The sequence below is a fragment of the Mesorhizobium sp. Ca11 genome (assembly GCF_020165275.1).
GTDB lineage: Bacteria > Pseudomonadota > Alphaproteobacteria > Rhizobiales > Rhizobiaceae > Mesorhizobium.
Genome location: NZ_JAIUHU010000003.1, coordinates 291,623 through 310,024 on the forward strand (window position 1 = coordinate 291,623; position 18,402 = coordinate 310,024).

The following is an 18,402-nucleotide window of genomic DNA, read 5'->3' on the forward strand; positions in this document are numbered from 1 at the left end:
CGAGGACTCTCCCATTCATGCCCGCATTTTGGTCGGTTACCTGGCGGCGGGCGGTTTCCAGGTCGTGTATTGGTCGAGCTCGGCGCGCGCCGAGGTCGGCGGCGCGATGATCCACATCACTTCGGCCCGGCCGCTGCCGATGTTCTCCGTGCGATGCGGAGTGGCCGTTGTGTATTCGACGCTGTCGCCCTCTTCGAGGACATGACGCGCCTCGCCGAGCGAGACCTCGACAATGCCGCGCAGCACGATCAGCATCTCATGTGCGTCGCCATGCGTGTATTGGTCGGGGCCGGTCGAGCCGCCGATCTCGAACTCGCCGACATAGACTTCCATGTCGCTGAGCGGCGGCCGCGACAAGAGCATCTTGCGGCAGCCGTCGCTGGGCGGCAGGCTTGGGCGCTCGCTGCGCCTGAGCACGCCGTGGTGATTTTGAGCCGCGCTTTCCGCAAACAGCAGCGCGACGCTGACTCCCAGCGCGGAAGCGATCTGATTGAGCGATGCCGTGCTGGCGCCGGTCAGGCCGCGCTCGAGCTGGCTGATGAAGCTGGCGCTGGTTCCGGTCGCCTCGGCGAGGTCGCGCAAGGAAAGGCGGCGAGCAAGGCGAAGGCTCTTGAGCCGCATGCCCAGAGCCTGATGGGCAAGCGTTGCGGCCGCACCGGCGGCGTTTGCCGCCTGCGCCCGAACGTTGCCAGATGCCTTGGGCATTCATGTTCCTCCACTGAACAACTTGTACAGTGCCACTGTACAGATGGCAAGAGGCATGGTTGCGCGGTCGCGCCGCATCCTCGCGGCCGCCGCGCCGGGGCCTTCAGTTGAAAGAGAGGGGCTAGCCCTCACCCGACAGATCGCGCCGCGCCTTGTCGAGCTCTTCGGCATAGCGGCGCATCAGATGGCTCTCGGTGAGCAGGCCGAGCACGATGCGCTCGTCGAAATCCTCAACCACGGCAAGTTCTTCGGCCCCGGTGCGCTGGAAAGTCTCGGCGGCGGTCTGGACATTCATCGACGGCACCAGCACCGCGTCCTTGAACTGGGCGAGCGTGCTCACCGGCATTTCGCCATCGGAGCGATCGCTGTGCAGTTCCGGCACCAGCAGCATGCCGACATATTGGTCGGCCTGCTCGACGGCGATAACCCGCTGCGCCGAGCCGAGCGGGATCTCCTTGCGGAATTCGGAGAGCGTGGTCGAGGCGGGAATGGTGCGGACGTCCTTGCGCATCATCGTGCCGACGGTGAGGCTGCGCATCCAGCCGACGTCATGGGCGCTGCGGATCGTTTCGCCGCGCAGGTGGAAACGCCAGGTCGAGAAGGAGTAGCCGAAGGTCTCGCGCACCAGGATCGCCGACATGATCGAGGCGGCCAGCACCACGCCGGTGAGCGTCAGGTCGCGGGTCGACTCCAGCGCCAGGAACGTCATGGTCAGCGGACCGCCGACAACGCCCACCGCAAGCGAGGTCATGCCGACGACGGCGGCGACCGACGGGTCGATGCCGGCCGACGGCGCGGTCAGCGCCATGACGCCGGCAAAGACCTTGCCGAGCAAAGCCCCCAGGAACAGCGAAGCGAAGAACAGGCCGCCGCGGAAGCCCGAGCCGAGCGAGATGGCTGAGGCCGCCAGCTTCATCACGAAGACGCTCGCCACCACGGGAAGGGCATAATTCATGGCGAACTCGCGATGCAGCGCGCCATGGCCGCTGGAGAGTACCTGCGGCGTGACCAGCCCGAGCAAGCCGACGAAGATGCCGCCGATGAACGGCCTGACCGACACGTCGATCGACAACCGTACAAAGAGCCGCTCGACGATGCTCACCAGATGCATGATCGCAATCGAGGCAGCCCCGCCGAGCAGCCCCAGCAGCAGGAATGGCACATACTCGCCGGCGGTCAGATTCGGCAGACCTGAGAGTTCCAGCGGGAACGGCACGCCGCCGAACATTTCCGCCGTCAGCGAAGCGGCGATCGCCGCCGCCATCACCGGCGCCACATTGGCGACGGAGTAGATGCCGATGACCAGCTCGAAACCGTAGAAGGCGCCGGTCAGCGGCGCGTCGAAGGCGGCGGCGATCGCGCCGGCCGCGCCGCAGCCGACCAGAATGCGCACGTCATTGCGGCGCAGGTGGAAGGCCCGCGCCAGCCGGGAAGCTACGCCGGAGCCGATCTGCGTATAGCCCGCTTCCAGCCCGACCGAGGCGCCGAAGCCGCTTGAGACCATCGTCTGCGCCACGATGATGAACGTGTCGGTGAGCGACATGCGCCCGCCATAGAGCGCGTTGGCCTCGATCGGGTCGACCGGCGTGCGGAACTTGCGCTTTCTGAGCCAGATGACGGAAAGCCCAAGAAGCAGGCCGCCGATCGCCGGGAACATCGCCTGTGCCGGGTCGGCAAGCGAGAACATCGCCGAAAGCCGGCCGCCCGGCTGCACGTCGAACAGCAGGTAATGCATGCCTTGCACCAAGGCGCTCATGCCGGTGACCAGCGCGCCCGCGATGACGCCGACCATGCCGGCCATCAGCACGATCACGATGCCGCGCGCCTCGAGCACGGGGATCGAGCTGATCAGCACCGCGCGAAGCCGGCGGGCGTAAACTTGTGGGTCGTTTCTGGCAGGCAACGAAGCGGCTCGCCGGTATGCGAAAGATAAGAACTGCCGTGCCTGATACGCGCGGCGGCTTTGCGTGGCAACCGCAATGCCGACCGCATGTGGCGCCATTTTGGCGTTGCGCCGCATTAGCCTTAAGCAAGACTTGCCGCGTGACCAGGAGATAGACTTAGTCGGGCACCGGTATGGTGAGAGGGCCGGAATCGTCTTGTACGACGAAGATCGCCAGCAGCTCCGCCCTCCGGCCTGTCCGCCGAGGAGGAACGCGCCGTGCGGCGCTGGCTGGTCGCCGTCGCGACCGCGGAGGCGGCACAGCCGTAAATGCCTCACACGATCAGGTCGGCGCGCCGCCGTCCGTCTCGAAAAGCGTGAGCTTGCGCTCGCCGATGCCGAGCTCGGCCCAGCTCGCGCGCCATTCGGCGATATGCGCCGACTTGAAATGCGTTTCGAGCGCGGCGCGGTCGCTCCAGGCCTCCGAGACATGGATGAGCCCGGCATCCAGCACATCCTGCGCGTAGGAATAGCCGAGGCAGCCGGGCTCGGCGCGGCTCGCCGAGATCATTCGCTGCATCGCCGGCTTTGCCTGTTCGAGCCTGTCGCGTGGCAAGCGGATCGTGCCGATGATCAGGAGCATGCGATTTCCTTCCGATAGGTGGCTCAGGCGCCGTAGCCGCTCTCCCACCTTCGCGCAAGCTTGGAGGGTTACGGTCGAGGGCCTGTCCTGTGCGTGGCGGACGGCCTGGATTTTGAGGACGACATGGCGATCAGCGAAACACTACCGTCCGGCCTGGCGGTCAAGAACGGCCGCGACATCTTCTTCGCGCTGGGCATCGTCTTCATCTTGGCGGTGCTGTTCCTGCCGATTCCGGCCTTCCTGATCGATATCGGCCTCGCCTTCTCGATCGCGCTTTCGGTGCTGATCCTGATGGTGGCGCTGTGGATCCAGCGGCCGCTCGACTTCTCATCTTTCCCGACCGTGCTGCTCATCGCCACCATGCTCAGGCTATCGCTCAACATTGCTACCACGCGCATGATCCTGTCGCACGGCAACGAGGGCACGCATGCCGCCGGCTATGTCATCTCGGGCTTCTCGAAGCTGGTGATGTCGAGCGACTTCGTCATCGGCCTCATCGTCTTCATGATCCTGATCGTGGTGAACTTCATCGTCATCACCAAGGGCGCGACCCGTATCGCCGAGGTCGGCGCGCGCTTCACGCTCGACGCCATTCCCGGCAAGCAGATGTCGATCGACGCCGACCTTTCCGCCGGCATGATCGATGAGAAGACCGCGCAGCTGCGCCGCCGCGAGCTGGAGGAGGAGAGCTCCTTCTTCGGCTCGATGGACGGCGCCTCGAAATTCGTGCGCGGCGACGCCATCGCCGGCCTGATCATCACCGCCATCAATATCGTCGGCGGCATCGCCATCGGCTATCTGCGCCACGGCATGGGCCTTGGCCAGGCGGCCGACGTCTTCATCAAGCTGTCGGTCGGCGACGGCCTCGTCACCCAGATCCCGGCGCTTATCGTCTCGCTCGCCGCGGGCATGCTCGTCTCCAAGGGCGGCACGCGCGGCTCGACCAACCAGGCGGTGTTCGGCCAGCTCGGCGCGCATCCGCGCGCGCTCTACGTCGCGGCCTCGCTGCTGGTCATCCTCGGCCTGATGCCCGGCCTGCCCCTGTTCCCGTTCTTCGCGCTTGCCGGCGGCATGGCCGGCCTCGGCTACATCATCCCGCTGCGCCAGAGCCGCGAGCGCGCCGCCGCCGAAGCCCTGAAGACGCAGGAAAAGGCGAACAAGGTCGAGGAGGAGAAGAACTCGGTCAAGGCCTCGCTGGTCACCGCCGAGATCGAGCTTCTGATCGGCAAGCAGCTTTCGACCAGGCTGATGGTGGCGCACCAGGAACTGGTGTTCCGCATGTCGAAGATGCGCAAGAAATTCGCCCAGCAATATGGCTTCGTGGTGCCGGAGGTGCGCGTCGCCGACGACTTCGCCATCCCGCCGAAGAGCTATCAGATCAAGGTGCACGGCACGGTGGTCGCCGAATACCAGATGCGCGTCGGCGAGATCATGGTGCTGCTCGGCACGCGCGGCGTGCCGGAAATTCCCGGCGAGGAAATCCGCGAACCGGCCTTCGGCATGCGCGCCTATTCGGTGCTCGAAACCTTCGCCGAGGATCTGAGACGCGAGAACTTCACCTTCGCCGACAACATGTCGGTGCTGCTCACGCATCTCTCCGAGGTGATCCGCAACAACCTGCCGCAGCTTCTGTCCTACAAGGACATGAAGGCGCTCTTGGAGCGGCTCGACCCGGAATACCGCAAGCTCGCCGACGAGATATGCACCTCGCACATCTCCTATCCAGGCCTGCAGGCCGTGCTGAAGCTGCTGCTCGCCGAGCGCGTCTCGATCCGCAACCTGCATTTGATCATCGAGGCGATCGCCGAGATCGCGCCGCATGTGCGCCGCACCGAGCAGATCGTCGAGCACGTGCGCATCCGCATGGCGCAGCAGATCTGCGGCGACCTCTCCGAAGGCGGCACGCTCAAGGTGCTGCGCCTGGGCAACCGCTGGGACCTGGCCTTCCATCAGAGCCTCAAGCGCGACGCCAAGGGCGAGGTACGCGAGTTCGACATCGATCCGCGTCAGCTCGAGGAATTCGGCCAGGACGCCACCAAGGCGATCCGCAAGCATCTCGAGGCCGGCGAGCGTTTTGTGCTCGTCACCGCGCCCGACGCCCGTCCCTATGTGCGCATGATCATCGAGCGGCTGTTCACGACGCTTCCCGTTCTCAGCCATGTCGAGATCGCCAAGGGCGTCGAGATCAAGGTGCTCGGAACAATCTCGTGAACGCGCTCTCGCAAGGCGTCGTCATCGCCGCCTTCCTCGCCTTCTGCCGTATCGGCGCCTGCTTCATGCTGATGCCCGGCCTGTCCAGCGCCCGCGTGCCGCTGCAGATCCGGCTGTTCGTTTCGCTCGCCGCCACCGGCGGCCTGCTCGCTTTCCTGTGGGACCGCATCTACCCGTTCGTCGATCCGCGCCCGCAGGTCCTGGCGCCGATGATCGTCTCGGAGCTCTTGGTCGGCGGTCTGATCGGCGCCATGACCAGGCTCTACATGGAGGCGCTGCGCTTCATGGGCTCGGCCATCGCCATGCTGATCGGCTATGGCGGCTCGGGCGGACCGGCGATCGAGGAGCCGGAACCGCAGGCGGCCCTTGCCGCCATCATCTCGTTCTCGGCGCTGCTTCTGCTCTTCGTCTTCGACTTCGACCACGAGATCGTCAAGGCGCTCGTCGCCTCCTACACGGTCGCTCCGGTCAACGTGTTCTTCAACCCGCAGGCGGCGCTGGTCGACGTCACCGACACGGTGTCCGACGCCTTCTTTCTGGTCATCCGCCTCGGCAGTCCCTTCGTCGCCTATGCCATCCTGGTCAATCTGACGATCGGCTTCGTCAACAAGCTGACGCCGCAGATCCCGGTCTATTTCATTTCGCTGCCCTTCGTCATCGCCGGCGGAATGATCATCTTCTATTTCGCCGTCGGCACCTTGCTGTCGCTGTTCGTCGACGGCTTCGTCGACCTCACCCTGGCGAGATAGGCTCCATGACCGTGCGAAAGGACCGCCTGAAGAAACTGGTCAAGGTGCAGGAGCAGTTGAAGGCGCTGCACGAGACCCGCCACGCCGGCTTCCTCGCCGCCGCCGTCAAGGCCGAAACGGAGGCCAAGGAGCTGATCGAGCGCTTCGACACCGACAGCTCGCTGGGTTCCCTCTTTCCGGAAATCTACCACCGCCGCATCACTGACGCGCTCGGCCGTCAGGAACGGAACCTCGAGAACGCCCGCCAGGAAGTATCGCTGATCGCCACTGCGACGGCGCGCACCAACATGGTCGAGCGCGCCTACAAGGACGAGCGCCGCCGCGACGAGCGCGAACGCTCCGACCGCGAGCGGCTCGATCTGATCATGCAGAAGCGAACCTCCGACCGCTGATCATCGCAAGCCTGCCACAAGCTTCTTCAGTCATTGTGCAACTAACAAAACCGACAAAGGGCGGACTTTCTTGGCCATTTCCCCACCCAGCGACATCGTCATGGACGTTGCCCGCGCAGCGGAGCCGGCCGATGTCGAGGCCGCGCGCGCGGCGCTCGCGAGAAGGGCGAATGGCACCTCGGCGCCTTTCTCTGTCGATCCATCCGCGACGGTCGATGCCGGCTCCATTCTCTCGCGCGCAACGGCCGACAAGGCGGAAGCCGCCAATCCGGCGAAGAAGTTCCAGCGCTTCGAGGCGATGGTGCTGACCACCTTCATCCAGAACATGATGCCCAAGGACACCGAGGGTGTTTACGGCAAGGGCCTGGCCGGCGACATGTGGAAGTCGCAGCTCGCCGAAAAGGTGGCCGATGTCATGGCCGCGCATGGGGGCATCGGCATCGCCAGATCCATGCTTGCCGACCATTATCTCGACGGCAAGCACAAGGTGCCGGTCGGCCCCATTGCCGGTGGAGCGCAGAAAACCGAGATCGACCGGCAGACCCGGCTTTCGACCTCGATGATCGAGGAGCTTGAGCGCAAAGCAGCACGGTCGATGACCGGCGACGAGACGATCATAAAAACAGATATCAAGATCTAGGGACCTACATGGCCGACCAAACGGAGCTTTCCAACCTTCCCGCACGCACCAGCGCAATGGAGGCGCCCGCCGCCGCGCGACCCGGCAACCTCGCCGCCATCATCGGTCGCATCGAGGAAGTCGTGGACGAGGAAACCGCCGGCATCCGCAGCGGAACGGCCTATGATCTCAAGGCCTCGAACGCGCGCAAGAGCCGGTATCTCTACGAGCTGAACCGCGCCATGAAGGGCGCCAACGAGATCGAATTCCTCGAGCAGCATCGCGAAGGCCTGCTGCGGCTGCGCCAGAAGCTGGCCAGGAATGAGGCGGCGATCCTTGCCCATCTCAACGCGGTCAACGAAGTCGCCACGCTTTTGAGGAACGCCATCCAGCGCGCCGATACCGACGGCACCTATTCGGCCGGTGAGTTCGGAATGGCGCGAGCCTGATGAGATGATCGAGGCGCAAGGACAGACCCGGTGATAAAATTCATCGCCGCCGCGCTGTGGATCTGCGCCGTGACGCTCGGCGCGGTCTTCTATTCCTTCCAGGCGGCGGGCCAGCGCGGCGCGGCCGAGCCGCCGAAGCCGATGCTGGGCGGCCTCGACTATGTCAAGACCGACATGATCTCGGTGCCGTTGCTGCGCGACGGGACGATCGAGGGCTATTTCCTCACCAAACTCGTCTACACGGTGGAGCCGGACCAGATAAAGAAGCTGTCGATCCCGGCGCAGGCGCTGATGACCGACCAGGTCTATTCCTATCTCTATTCCAACCCGCAGATCGATTTCACCAAGAAGGAATCGATCGATCTCGACGCTTTCCGCAAGTCGATCCGCGACACCATCAACACCCGCGTCGGCGTCGAGCTGGTGCACGAGGTGCTGATCGACCAGGTCAACTTCCTGTCCAAGGACGATATCCGCGACAACGCGCTTCGGCGCCGCAAGAATGCCGGCGACACCGCGGCGGCGATGACCAAGCCTTTCCAGGCGCCGGAGCATTGACTGCCTAGCCGCGTGCGCCGGCGATAGACATGGCCCAGTTTCCCTAAGCGATATGACGCATGGTGACCGCGTTGACGTAAACGTCAACTCGAAGCTATATGCGCCTGTGGTCGCGCTGGAGCGCGGCGCGTCTACCTCGCCCAGCGGCCAAGCGCCGGTGCGCGTCAACGCAACCAACGAGGAGAACCGCCATGGGCGTTCAGGAGATTGCCGACAAGATCAAGTCGCGCGTGGCAAGCGCCGGCTTCGAGCATTCGGTCAAGTTCGACACCGGCAGCGACGGCGTCATCGTCATCGACGGCGCGACCGTCTCGACCACCGATGCGCCGACCGACTGCACCGTCAAGCTGTCGCTCGACGATCTGGATTCGCTGATTGCCGGCGACCTCAATCCGACCATGGCCTTCATGTCCGGCAAGCTGAAGGTCGAGGGCGACATGACCGTCGCCATGGCGCTCAGCCAGCTGCTCGGCTGATCCTTCGCAAAAACAGCAACGCCGCCCGATGGGCGGCGTTGCTGTTTTTGTCGAACCTAAAGCAATTCCAGGAAAAGTGCGTAGCGGGTTTCCGTCCGGAATTGCGTGAAAACAAAGGCTTCAGGCGACGAAACCCAGCGCCTGTCCTTTGATCTTGCGGCCGGCGGCCTTGATCGTGCCTTTGGCGCCGTCCAACGCGCCTTCCTGCAGTTCCAGCGCCAGAAGCCGGTGCCGCTCATAGGGGCCGGGCATGGCAAGCGCCCCGGTGCGGTCGGCTGAGAAGCCGAACCGCCCGTAATAGGGCGCATCGCCGACGAGCAGGATCGCGCCATGGCCGAGCCGCGCCGCTTCGGCGAGTGCGTGCCGCATCAGCGCCGAGCCGATGCCGCCGCTCTTCAATCCCGGCTCGACCGCGAGCGGGCCGAGCAGCAGCGCTGCCGGACCGCCCTCGCCCAACCTCACATCCCACAGCCGCACCGTGCCGACGACCGCGCCCGACGCATCGCGGGCGACAAAGGCCAGGCCTTCCGAGGGCCGGCGGCCGCGCCGCAGCTTCTCGGATGACTTCTTCTTGCGCTTCGGCCCCATGGCGCGGTCGAGCAGCGCTTCGCGCGCTGCGACGTCGCCCGCGCCTTCGCCAAGAATGACGAAGGCCGGCGCCTGGGCGGCCCCCTCGTCCGGTGCGCCGCGCGAGCCAGCCTGTGCCCGCAGGGCCAGGGAGGGCGCAAACGCATTTTCAGGCGAAGTGGAAACGGGTTCGCCGTAAGAAAATGCGCCAAGAAGCACTGCCGTCGAGCCGTTCTCCCCCGCGGAGAAAAGCTCAGCCAACGGTCCGGACGAGGGGGCAATTTCAGTGGCCGCGAAGGCCGATTTGGTCAGGTATTCCATATCCGCGATCCTTCACGAGCGGAGATCTGTCCCACAAGCGAGCCCGGGCGGGCGAAGGCGCCCGCGCCGGTTTGATCTGAGCGGTTTCTTGCGAAATGCTCAGATCACGTAGGATCGGAGAGGTTCGAAGCCGTTGAAGGCGACCGCCGAATAGGTGGTCGTGTAGGCCCCGGTGCCTTCGATCAGCACCTCGTCGCCGATGGTCAGCGACAAGGGCAGCGGATAAGGCGTCTTCTCATACATCACGTCGGCCGAATCGCAGGTCGGGCCGGCGAGCACGCAGGGCGCGGTCTCCGAGCCGTCATGGCGGGTGACCAGCGGATAGCGGATCGCCTCGTCCATGGTCTCGGCGAGACCGCCGAACTTGCCGATGTCGAGGAACACCCAGCGCACATTGTCGTTGTCGGCCTTCTTCGAGATCAGCACGACTTCCGACTTGATGACGCCGGCATTGCCGACCATGCCGCGTCCCGGCTCGATGATCGTCTCGGGCAGCGCGTTGCCGAAATGCTTGCGCAGGGCCGAGAAGATCGCCTGGCCGTAGGCCTGGGCCGCCGGCACGTCCTTCAGGTAACGGGTCGGGAAGCCGCCGCCCAGGTTGACCATCTTCAAGACGATGCCTTCCTCGGCGAGCGTCGCGAACACCTTCCTGGCGTCGCCCAGCGCGCGATCCCAGGCCGACAGGTCGGTCTGCTGCGAGCCGACATGGAACGACACGCCATAGGCATCGAGGCCGAGGCCCTTGGCATGACGCAGCACGTCGACGGCCATCGCCGGCACACAGCCGAACTTGCGCGACAGCGGCCATTCCGCGCCTTCGCCGTCGGTCAGCACGCGGCAGAACACGCGCGAGCCGGGGGCGACGCGGGCGATCTTCTCGACCTCTTCGACGCAGTCCACCGCGTAGAGGCGGATGCCGAGCTGGTAAGCGCGTGCGATGTCACGCTCCTTCTTGATGGTATTGCCGAAGGAAATGCGGCCCGCCGGCGCGCCGGCATCCATCGCCATCTCGACCTCGGCAACCGATGCGGTGTCGAAGGACGAGCCCATTGCAGCAAGCAGGCGCAGGATTTCCGGCGCCGGGTTTGCTTTCACCGCATAGTAGATCTTGGAATCGGGCAACGCCTTCTCGAAGGCGCGGAAATTGTCGCGCACGACATCGAGGTCGACGACGAGGCAAGGGCCGTTCGGACGTCGGGTGGCGAGGAAATCAAGGATGCGCTGGGTGGCCATCGGGTCTCTCCATAACGCCTTTCGGCGTGCAATAAGGCTGCGGGACGCGGGCTGTCGGCCTCGCGAACACGCGGTGGACAAAGGCGGGACGTCAAATCCATGGGACCAGCCGGTGGAGACCCCGGAACCATGAAATGCCGTCTCGCGGCGATGAACCTTGGCCTTGCCCGGCCTCGGTTCGCTTTGTCTGCCTTGGCTTGGATGGGAGACCCGTCCGCACTGCCGGCAATGAAGGTGTGCCTCTTTAGTAACCCCGGTCTTTGGACAACCGGAAGAGAACCAGAAAGGCCCGCACCGTCGTTGCTTCAAGGTGTCCTCGGTCTTGTGGTTGGCCACTGACCGACTGGAGGGGTTGGCTCCAGTTACCTTACCGATTGCCCTCACCATTCGAGGATCGGCGGACACCCACAGGCACGTGCGACTTTGGGCAAAGGGGATATAGGAGCGAAGGATTTCACAATCAATAAAAATCGTAAGTGCAGGTTGTAAAATTTCTGGCATCGAACAATGCTTGCCGCACTGTATCCGGATATCGAACGATGCCAGGAACTCAAGCACCGCTCAACGCCTTCCTCGATCTGCGCCAAATGCCTGTGGCGAATGCGGAATTGGGCCCGCTCGCAGGCCTGCGCCTGGCCGTCAAGGACATCTATGACGTTGCCGGCTACCGCACAGGCTGCGGCAACCCGCAAAAATTCGAGGAGGCGCACGCTGCCTCGCGCACGGCGCAAGCGGTGCAGACGATCCTCGACGCCGGCGCGCGATTCGTCGGCAAGACCCAGACCGACGAGCTGGCCTTCTCGCTGTTCGGCCAGAACGCGCATTTCCCCTACCCGGTCAATCCCGCCGCGCCCGAGCGCGTCACCGGCGGCTCCTCCTCCGGCTCGGCCGCCGCGGTCGCCGGCGGGCTGGCGAACATCGCCACCGGTTCCGACACCGGCGGCTCGATCCGCGCGCCGGCGAGCTTCTGCGGCCTGATCGGACTGCGCACCAGCCATGGCCGCATCCCGCTCGACGGCGCGATGAAGCTGGCATCGAGCTTCGACACTTTCGGCTGGTTCGCCGACGACATCGAAACCTATGAGACGGTCGGCAAGCTGCTGCTTGGCCGCGACCCGCACCAACACCCGCTCAACCGGCCGCTGTCGATCCGCTGGCTTGACGCCTTCGTCACCGGTCCGGCCGAAGCCGCCGAATATGCGCGTATGAAGGCATCGGCGGCCGCCGTCGTCGGCCAGCCCGCGGAGACCGAATACGCCTTCGCCTCGTCCCCCGACGAGCTTTACTGGTGCTTCCGCCGCCTGCAGGCCTTCGAGGCCTGGCGCGAGCATGGTCCCTGGATTTCGGCCGGCGGCCGGCTCAGCCCGGGCGTCGAGGAGCGTTTCGGCTTCGGCCGCACCATCGACGCCAAGACTGCCGCCACCGAAGCCGCGCGCCGCCTGGCGTTCCGGGCCGAGTTCGCGGCGCTGCTCGGCAACAACGGCTTTCTGGTCCTGCCCACCGTTCCCGGCGCGGCGCCGCTCGCTTCAAGCACGCCCGAACAGTTCCAGGCCTATCGCGAAAGGGCGCTGCATCTCTTGTGTCTTTCCGGTCTCTCGGGCTTTCCGCAGATCACCTTGCCGATCGGCTCCGTCGACGGCGCGCCCTTCGGCCTTTCGCTGCTCGGCCCTTTCGGCAGCGACGTTGCCCTGATACGGCTCGGCCGCAGGATTCTCGACGCGGCACGAAAGGTCTGACCATGGATACATTGACGCGCATGCGCGCCTTCATCGACGTGGTCGAGGCGGAAGGTTTTTCGGCCGCGGCGCGCAAGATCGGCCGCTCCAAGGCGCTGTTGTCGAAATATGTGCGCGAGCTGGAGGACGAGCTCGGCGCGCTGCTGCTCAACCGCACCACGCGCCAGTTCTCGCTGACCGAAGCCGGCCACACCTATTATCAGCGCGCCTCCGAGATCGTGCGCGAGGTCGACAGCCTCGCCGAGGCTGTGCGCCAGTCTTCCGGCGACGTTCGCGGCAGGATCAAGCTGTCGGCCGCCCGCACCTTCGCCGATGCGCCGATCGGCCAATCGCTGGTCGACTTCGCCAGGCAGCATCCCGACATCGTGCTCGACATCCATCTCGACGACCGCTTCGTCGATCTTGTCGAGGAGGGCTTCGACCTTGCCGTGCGCATCTCGCGGCTGGAGAACTCCTCGCTGATCGCCAGGCGGCTGGCGCCGTTCTCGGTCAGGCTTTGCGCGTCGCCGGAGCTGATCGCCAGGCACGGCAAGCCGACACGTCCGCAGGATCTCGCCAACATGCCCTGCATCGTCGACACCAACGGCCGCTCACTGGCCAACTGGCGCTTCAAGGGCGATGCCGAGGACTCCATCAGCGTCGCCGTTTCGGGCCCGATCGAGGTCAACAGCCCGATCGTGGCAAGAGCCGCCGCGCTCTCCGGCCTGGGCTACGCCATGCTGCCGGATTTCGTCGCCGCCCCCGACGTCGCGTCCGGCAAGCTGGTCACCGCGCTCGACGATCGTCTCCTGGCGGGCACCGGCATCTTCGCCGTCTACCCGCATCGCCGCTATCTGCCGGCCAAGGTAAGGGTCCTCGTCGATTTCCTGGTGCAGTGGTTCAAGACGCGCGACACAGCGTGATAACCCGCGTCCCAATTTCGCCCCCTTTATGTTAACTCTCGGGCCCTCACTCCCGAAGTCGATGGAATCGCGGCCCGGAATGCATCTGAAACGGCAAGCAACCATGCTGGCTTCGGCCCTCGCGGCCACGTTCGCCTCGGTCGAGCAGGCCGAGGTGCACCCGCATGTCTTCGCCGAGGCTCGCCTCGACGTCATCCTCAGCCAGGATCACCAAAGTGTGACGGCGCTGCGCCACCTTTGGCGCTTCGACGACCTGTTTTCGAGTACGGTGATGATGGAGTTCGACAAGAACTCCGATCTGAAACTTGACGACAAAGAGCTCAAGGAAGTGGCCGACACCGTTCATTCGTCGTTGGCCGAGTTCAACTATTTCCAGCTCGTCACCCAGGACGGCAAGGACGTGCCGATGGTGCCGCCGCCGCATCTGATGGCGAACTTCGACAACGACCAGCTGATCATCCTGTTCGAGTCGCAGCCGAAGACCCCGATCAAGCTCGCCGGCAAAGTCGACATCGGCGTCTACGATCCGACCTTCTATACGGCGATTGACTTCACCGACGACGCCAACCTTGCCGTCGAAGGCCTGCCATCGACCTGCACCAAAAAGGTCATCCGGCCCGATCCTGACGAGGCGATCAAGGAAAACCAGAAGACCCTGACGGAGGCGTTCTTCAACGATCCGACAGGCACCAACATGAGCAAGATTTTCGCCACCAAGCTCGAGTTGAACTGCCCGCCGGAAGGATGATTTGGTGATGAAACCGTCGCTGCGCGCAAGCAGGTTCCGCAAAAGTGTCTCACGGTTTTGCGATCGGAACCTGCGACAAACAAGGGAATCCAAGCGGATATTCGTGGGGCATCCCACGAATATCCGCTTGGCCCTCGGGCTATTGGCCGCTGCCTTGATTGTGACCCATCTGCGTGTCGCGGCGCATGCGCAAAGCTCGCTCGGCATCGGCACCAATGACGGCATGGCGCCCACCACCACCGGTCCGTTCGCCCATATCCTGATGTGGATCAATCTGCGTCAGCAGGAGTTCTACCATTCGCTGGCGGCCGCCATGAAGGCGATGCGTCAGGACGGCAGCAAGCTTTGGCTGCTGATCGGCTTGTCCTTCGCCTATGGCATCTTCCACGCCGCCGGCCCCGGCCACGGCAAGGCGGTGATCTCCTCCTATATGGTCGCCAATGAAGTGGCGTTGAGACGCGGCATCATGCTCTCCTTCGTCTCGGCGCTGCTGCAGGGCCTGACGGCGGTGGTCGTGATGATGCTTGCCTATTTCGTGCTGCGCGGCACCGCGATCTCGATGACCGACGCGGCCTGGTTCCTGGAAATCTCGAGCTATGTGCTGGTGACACTGTTCGGCGCCTGGCTTTTGTGGCGCAAGCTCGGTCCGTCGATCCTGCACCTGTTCGGCAGGACGCCTGCCTACAGCCTGTCGGCCGCTCATGCCGGCCATTCGCATGGCGGGCATGCGGGCCACTCGCATGCTCATACGCATGCACTGCACGTGCATGACGATCATGATCATTCGCACGGTCACCATCACACCGACCACGCCCACCACGATCATGGCCCGGGCGAAGTCTGCGAGACCTGCGGCCATTCGCATGCCCCGGATCCGGCAATGCTGTCGGGTGACCGCTTCGATTGGAAGACCGCCTGGTCGGCGGTGGCCGCCGTCGGCATCCGCCCCTGCTCCGGCGCGCTGATCGTGCTGAGCTTCGCGCTGCTCAACGGACTGTGGGTGGGAGGGCTGCTGTCGGTGCTGGCGATGTCGATCGGTACCGCGATCACCGTCTCGGCGCTGGCGACGATCGCGGTGCTGGCCAAAAATTGGGCGGTCTATTTCGCCGGCGACGGACGCATTGGGAACCGCATCCATTCCATCGTCGAGATCGGCGGCGCCGCCTTCATCTTCCTGGTCGGCCTGCTGCTTCTGTCGGCCGGCTTGTCAGGCGGCGCCTGACCAAGCAGCCCAAAGCTGTATTGAGCTTCGCGTCAGCCCTGCATCACCTGGTATGGACAGACGTCAGGCGATCTTCCCGCCGAGCTCATCCTCGATATGCGCGCGGATGATTTCGTCGAAACTGCTTTCGGCGGCAAATCCCAATTCCCTCGCCCGCCTGGCCTCGAACCGCGTCGGCCAGCCTTTGACGATCGCCCAGACGGTCTCGTCGGGCTGCTCGCGGATCCGTTTCGCGACCTCGGCGCCGGCGATGCGTTCCAGCGCCTCGATCTGCTCGCCGACCGTGACGGCGACGCCCGGCATTGTGAGATTGCGGCGCGGACCAACCTTGTCGCCGTCGATCTCGGCCGCGTGGACGAGGAAATTCACCGCCGAACGCGGGCTGGCATGAGTATGCAGCACCGATCGCGGCACCGGCAGGATCGCCTCCTGGCCGGCGAGCGGCTCGCGGATGATGCCTGAGAAGAAGCTCGACGCCGCCTTGTTCGGCTTGCCAGGGCGGACGCAGATCGTCGGCAGCCGGATGCCGATGCCGTCGAAGAAACCGCGCCGCGTATAGTCGGCGAGCAGCGCTTCGCTCATCTGCTTCTGCGTGCCGTAGGAGGTGAGCGGCGTCGGATGGAATTCGTCCGGGATGACGTCCGGAAACGGCGCGCCGAACACGGCGATCGACGAGGTGAAGACGAGGCGCGGCGCGAACGCCGCCAGCCGCACGGCGTCAAACAGGGTGCGCGTGCCGTCGAGATTGACGCGATAGCCGAGGTCGAAATTAGCCTCTGCCTCGCCCGAGACGATGCCCGCCAGATGGAAGATCACATCCGGGCGCGGAGCCACGAGAGCGGACATGGCGCCGGGCGCGGAAAGATCGCCGGTATGGATCGAGACATCGACGCCGGCGAGCGCCGGCGCCTGCGGCGCCACGATGTCATGCAGGTCGAGCGCCGTGATCTTTCGCCCGCGCAAGGCGCCGTCCTTGGCGAGCCGCGCGATAAGCTTGCGGCCGACCATGCCGGCCGCGCCCGTGATCAGTATTCTCATCTTCAGAGACCTTTCTTGCGCTGGCTGCGTCCGCGCAGCCACAGGACGACGAACAGACCGACCATGAAGATCGCGGCGATGACGGCCGCGAGCACCGTCGACACCTTGCCCGCGGCCAGCATGATGGCCGGCAGGAAATAGGCCGCGAGACCGAACACGAGCAGTATCACGGCCGCAGCGGTCGCCGCGTTCTTTGTGTCACGATCCATCAGCTGGCGTTCTTCAGTTCGAGGCTGTTCGGGTTCATCATCACGCCGCGATCAGTGATAGTGCCGGCGATCGCGCGGCGCATCATGCGCATGGTCGTGATCATGATGGTGGTCGTGCTCGTCATGGCTGTCCGCGCATTGGCCGAATTCGGGTTCGACAGTGGCATGCTCGATGCCATGCTCGGCCGCAAGCCGTTTCTTGATGGCGCTCACCGCCACATGCGCATCGACGCCGTCATTCAGGCAAGCATGCAGCGTCGCCATGTTGGAGGTCCCGTCGAGAGACCAGACATGCATATGGTGCACCTCACGCACGCCCTTGACAGCGCCTTCGATGTCCTTGGCGATCAGGTCGCGATCGAGGCTGGCCGGCACGCCTTCGAGCAGGACGTGGGCCGCCTGGCGCATCAGCGACCATGCCGTCGAGAGAATGAGCAGCGACACCAGCACCGACAGGATCGGATCGATGGGCGTCCAGCCGGTTGCCAGGATGATGAGGGCTGCCGCGATTGCCGCGGCCGAGCCAAGCAGGTCGCCCAGCACGTGCAGGATGGCGCCGCGCATGTTGAGGCTTTCCCGATCGCCGCCATGCAGCACGAAGAAGGAGGCGATGTTGACCAGAAGGCCTGCCACCGCCACCACCAGCATCGGCCCGCCGAGCACCGGCGCCGGGTTCATCAGCCGCCCCCAGGCCTCGTAGACGATCCAGAGCGCGATGACGAAGATGGCGATGCCGTTGGTGTAGGCGACGAGCGTCTTCACCCGGGCGAAGCCATAGGTGAGACGGCCGGTGGCCGGACGGCCCGTCAGGTGGAAGGCATACCAGGCAAGACCGAGCGCGATGGCGTCCGCCAGCATGTGCCCGGCATCGGCGACCAGCGCCAGCGACCCGGTCAGCCAGCCGCCCAGTGCCTCGGCGACCATGAAGCCCGCGGTCAGGCAGGTCGCGATCAGCACCCGTTTCTTGTCGGTCGAGCCATGCACATGGCCGGCACCGGCCGGGCCGTGATCGTGCGAAGCGTGGTCATGCGCCATCGCTGAACTCCTGTCACGCGCCGAAATCAGCGCGGAAATCCTCAAGCCGCCGCCTCTGGCCGCCTTCGCCATCGAAATTCGCCGGATCGAGCCAGCCCTCATAGGCTTTGCGCAAGGCCGGCCATTCCTTGTCGATGATCGAATACCACGCCGTGTCGCGGTTTTCACCCTTGACGACAAGGTGTTGCCGGAAGATGCCTTCGAACCTGAAGCCGAAGCGCTCGGCGGCGCGCTTCGAAGGCTCGTTGCGGTTGTTGCACTTCCACTCGTAACGGCGGTAGCCGAGATCGTCGAAGAGATATTTCGCAAACAGGAACTGCGCCTCGGTCGCGGCCGGCTTGCGCGAGATCAGCGGACCCCAATAGATGTTGCCGATTTCGCCGACGCCGTTGGCGGCGTCGATGCGCATCAGCGTCTGACGCCCGGCGATCTTGCCGCTCGCCTTGTCGATGACAGTGAAGAACAGCGGGTCCTCGCTCGCTTCGGCCTTGTCCAGCCAAGGCTGGAAGGCCGCGCGGGTCTCCGGCGGATAGTCCGGCAGCCAGGCGAAACGTCCGCCGGCGTCGGGCACCGACGACGCTTCGTAAAGACCATCGCCATGCCTTGCTGCGCTCAGCGGCTCGAGCCTGACCGTGCGTCCCTCGATCGGCTTGCGTTCCGGCCGCGGGCGCGGCTGCCAATTCTTCAGATCTTCCGACACGGCCATT

Annotated in this window: 20 protein-coding genes; 11 read left to right on the plus strand and 9 right to left on the minus strand. The window is 64.8% G+C overall.

Going from position 1 to position 18,402, the window contains the following annotated elements:
• Positions 1–36 precede the first annotated feature (36 nt).
• From LB538_RS07780 to LB538_RS07790, 3 genes are all read right to left on the minus strand, one after another.
• Positions 37–705, minus strand: a complete 669-nt coding sequence (locus LB538_RS07780; RefSeq protein ID WP_224524289.1) for a helix-turn-helix domain-containing protein — start codon at positions 703–705, stop codon at positions 37–39.
• A 121-nt stretch (positions 706–826) separates the two neighbouring features.
• Positions 827–2,608 (minus strand): chloride channel protein, encoded by a 1,782-nt coding sequence (locus LB538_RS07785; RefSeq protein ID WP_224524286.1) that lies wholly within the window; start codon positions 2,606–2,608, stop codon positions 827–829.
• 322 nt (positions 2,609–2,930) lie between these two features.
• Positions 2,931–3,230, minus strand: a complete 300-nt coding sequence (locus tag LB538_RS07790) for a putative quinol monooxygenase (protein WP_224524284.1) — start codon at positions 3,228–3,230, stop codon at positions 2,931–2,933.
• A 123-nt stretch (positions 3,231–3,353) separates the two neighbouring features.
• On the opposite strand from LB538_RS07790, the gene flhA reads away from it, so the two are divergent.
• The 7 genes from flhA (at position 3,354) to LB538_RS07825 (ending at position 8,684) form a co-directional block, all read left to right on the plus strand.
• A complete protein-coding gene (gene flhA / locus LB538_RS07795; RefSeq protein ID WP_224524281.1) occupies positions 3,354–5,441 on the plus strand; it encodes a flagellar biosynthesis protein FlhA in 2,088 nt (695 codons plus the stop codon).
• Positions 5,438–6,190: a flagellar biosynthetic protein FliR gene (fliR, locus tag LB538_RS07800; RefSeq protein WP_140542845.1), complete on the plus strand. Its 753-nt coding sequence runs from the start codon at positions 5,438–5,440 to the stop codon at positions 6,188–6,190. Before flhA ends, fliR begins: the two co-directional genes overlap by 4 nt.
• Before the next feature lie 5 nt (positions 6,191–6,195).
• Positions 6,196–6,582, plus strand: a complete 387-nt coding sequence (locus LB538_RS07805) for a hypothetical protein (protein WP_224524279.1) — start codon at positions 6,196–6,198, stop codon at positions 6,580–6,582.
• 70 nt (positions 6,583–6,652) lie between these two features.
• Complete coding sequence (locus LB538_RS07810) at positions 6,653–7,222, plus strand: rod-binding protein (protein WP_224524267.1); 570 nt, start codon at positions 6,653–6,655, stop codon at positions 7,220–7,222.
• An 8-nt stretch (positions 7,223–7,230) separates the two neighbouring features.
• Complete coding sequence (locus tag LB538_RS07815) at positions 7,231–7,650, plus strand: hypothetical protein (protein WP_140542843.1); 420 nt, start codon at positions 7,231–7,233, stop codon at positions 7,648–7,650.
• A gap of 30 nt (positions 7,651–7,680) precedes the next feature.
• Positions 7,681–8,208, plus strand: coding sequence for a hypothetical protein (locus tag LB538_RS07820; protein ID WP_140842088.1), 528 nt, complete (start codon positions 7,681–7,683; stop codon positions 8,206–8,208).
• Positions 8,209–8,399: 191 nt separating this feature from the next.
• A complete protein-coding gene (locus tag LB538_RS07825; RefSeq protein ID WP_027165149.1) occupies positions 8,400–8,684 on the plus strand; it encodes an SCP2 sterol-binding domain-containing protein in 285 nt (94 codons plus the stop codon).
• A 120-nt stretch (positions 8,685–8,804) separates the two neighbouring features.
• Here the strand turns inward: LB538_RS07825 and LB538_RS07830 are convergent, their stop codons facing one another.
• Positions 8,805–9,395, minus strand: coding sequence for a GNAT family N-acetyltransferase (locus tag LB538_RS07830; RefSeq protein ID WP_263481553.1), 591 nt, complete (start codon positions 9,393–9,395; stop codon positions 8,805–8,807).
• A 276-nt stretch (positions 9,396–9,671) separates the two neighbouring features.
• A complete protein-coding gene (locus tag LB538_RS07835) occupies positions 9,672–10,805 on the minus strand; it encodes a type III PLP-dependent enzyme (protein ID WP_224524264.1) in 1,134 nt (377 codons plus the stop codon).
• A gap of 539 nt (positions 10,806–11,344) precedes the next feature.
• On the opposite strand from LB538_RS07835, the gene LB538_RS07840 reads away from it, so the two are divergent.
• The 4 genes from LB538_RS07840 to LB538_RS07855 all read left to right on the plus strand — a co-directional run bounded on the left by LB538_RS07840 (position 11,345) and on the right by LB538_RS07855 (position 15,413).
• Entirely contained in the window at positions 11,345–12,541 is a 1,197-nt protein-coding gene (locus tag LB538_RS07840; RefSeq protein ID WP_224524261.1) for an amidase, read from the plus strand.
• A gap of 2 nt (positions 12,542–12,543) precedes the next feature.
• On the plus strand, positions 12,544–13,443 hold the full coding sequence (locus tag LB538_RS07845; protein WP_224524259.1) for a LysR family transcriptional regulator: 900 nt from the start codon (positions 12,544–12,546) through the stop codon (positions 13,441–13,443).
• 79 nt (positions 13,444–13,522) lie between these two features.
• A complete protein-coding gene (locus tag LB538_RS07850; protein ID WP_140842096.1) occupies positions 13,523–14,191 on the plus strand; it encodes a DUF1007 family protein in 669 nt (222 codons plus the stop codon).
• A gap of 154 nt (positions 14,192–14,345) precedes the next feature.
• Positions 14,346–15,413, plus strand: coding sequence for a nickel/cobalt transporter (locus tag LB538_RS07855; RefSeq protein WP_263482322.1), 1,068 nt, complete (start codon positions 14,346–14,348; stop codon positions 15,411–15,413).
• A 63-nt stretch (positions 15,414–15,476) separates the two neighbouring features.
• Here the strand turns inward: LB538_RS07855 and denD are convergent, their stop codons facing one another.
• Genes denD through LB538_RS07875 form a run of 4 tightly spaced genes read right to left on the minus strand, consistent with a single transcriptional unit; the run spans position 15,477 to position 18,395 of the window.
• Entirely contained in the window at positions 15,477–16,451 is a 975-nt protein-coding gene (gene denD, locus LB538_RS07860; RefSeq protein ID WP_224524248.1) for a D-erythronate dehydrogenase, read from the minus strand.
• Positions 16,452–16,453: 2 nt separating this feature from the next.
• Complete coding sequence (locus LB538_RS07865; RefSeq protein ID WP_224524247.1) at positions 16,454–16,660, minus strand: hypothetical protein; 207 nt, start codon at positions 16,658–16,660, stop codon at positions 16,454–16,456.
• 51 nt (positions 16,661–16,711) lie between these two features.
• Positions 16,712–17,695 (minus strand): cation diffusion facilitator family transporter, encoded by a 984-nt coding sequence (locus tag LB538_RS07870; RefSeq protein ID WP_224524246.1) that lies wholly within the window; start codon positions 17,693–17,695, stop codon positions 16,712–16,714.
• A 13-nt stretch (positions 17,696–17,708) separates the two neighbouring features.
• A complete protein-coding gene (locus tag LB538_RS07875) occupies positions 17,709–18,395 on the minus strand; it encodes a GNAT family N-acetyltransferase (RefSeq protein ID WP_140842106.1) in 687 nt (228 codons plus the stop codon).
• Between the last annotated feature and the right edge of the window lie 7 nt (positions 18,396–18,402).

What these genes read in the sequence shown, in the direction of transcription:
- LB538_RS07835 (WP_224524264.1), bottom strand. Translation starts at nt 10,805, where the DNA reads ATGGCCACCCAGCGCATCCTTGATTTCCTCGCCACCCGACGTCCGAAC.
- flhA (WP_224524281.1), top strand. Translation starts at nt 3,354, where the DNA reads ATGGCGATCAGCGAAACACTACCGTCCGGCCTGGCGGTCAAGAACGGC.
- LB538_RS07780 (WP_224524289.1), bottom strand. Translation starts at nt 705, where the DNA reads ATGCCCAAGGCATCTGGCAACGTTCGGGCGCAGGCGGCAAACGCCGCC.
- LB538_RS07845 (WP_224524259.1), top strand. Translation starts at nt 12,544, where the DNA reads ATGGATACATTGACGCGCATGCGCGCCTTCATCGACGTGGTCGAGGCG.
- LB538_RS07865 (WP_224524247.1), bottom strand. Translation starts at nt 16,660, where the DNA reads ATGGATCGTGACACAAAGAACGCGGCGACCGCTGCGGCCGTGATACTG.
- LB538_RS07790 (WP_224524284.1), bottom strand. Translation starts at nt 3,230, where the DNA reads ATGCTCCTGATCATCGGCACGATCCGCTTGCCACGCGACAGGCTCGAA.
- LB538_RS07870 (WP_224524246.1), bottom strand. Translation starts at nt 17,695, where the DNA reads ATGGCGCATGACCACGCTTCGCACGATCACGGCCCGGCCGGTGCCGGC.
- LB538_RS07825 (WP_027165149.1), top strand. Translation starts at nt 8,400, where the DNA reads ATGGGCGTTCAGGAGATTGCCGACAAGATCAAGTCGCGCGTGGCAAGC.
- LB538_RS07840 (WP_224524261.1), top strand. Translation starts at nt 11,345, where the DNA reads ATGCCAGGAACTCAAGCACCGCTCAACGCCTTCCTCGATCTGCGCCAA.
- LB538_RS07815 (WP_140542843.1), top strand. Translation starts at nt 7,231, where the DNA reads ATGGCCGACCAAACGGAGCTTTCCAACCTTCCCGCACGCACCAGCGCA.
- denD (WP_224524248.1), bottom strand. Translation starts at nt 16,451, where the DNA reads ATGAGAATACTGATCACGGGCGCGGCCGGCATGGTCGGCCGCAAGCTT.
- LB538_RS07850 (WP_140842096.1), top strand. Translation starts at nt 13,523, where the DNA reads ATGCATCTGAAACGGCAAGCAACCATGCTGGCTTCGGCCCTCGCGGCC.
- LB538_RS07805 (WP_224524279.1), top strand. Translation starts at nt 6,196, where the DNA reads ATGACCGTGCGAAAGGACCGCCTGAAGAAACTGGTCAAGGTGCAGGAG.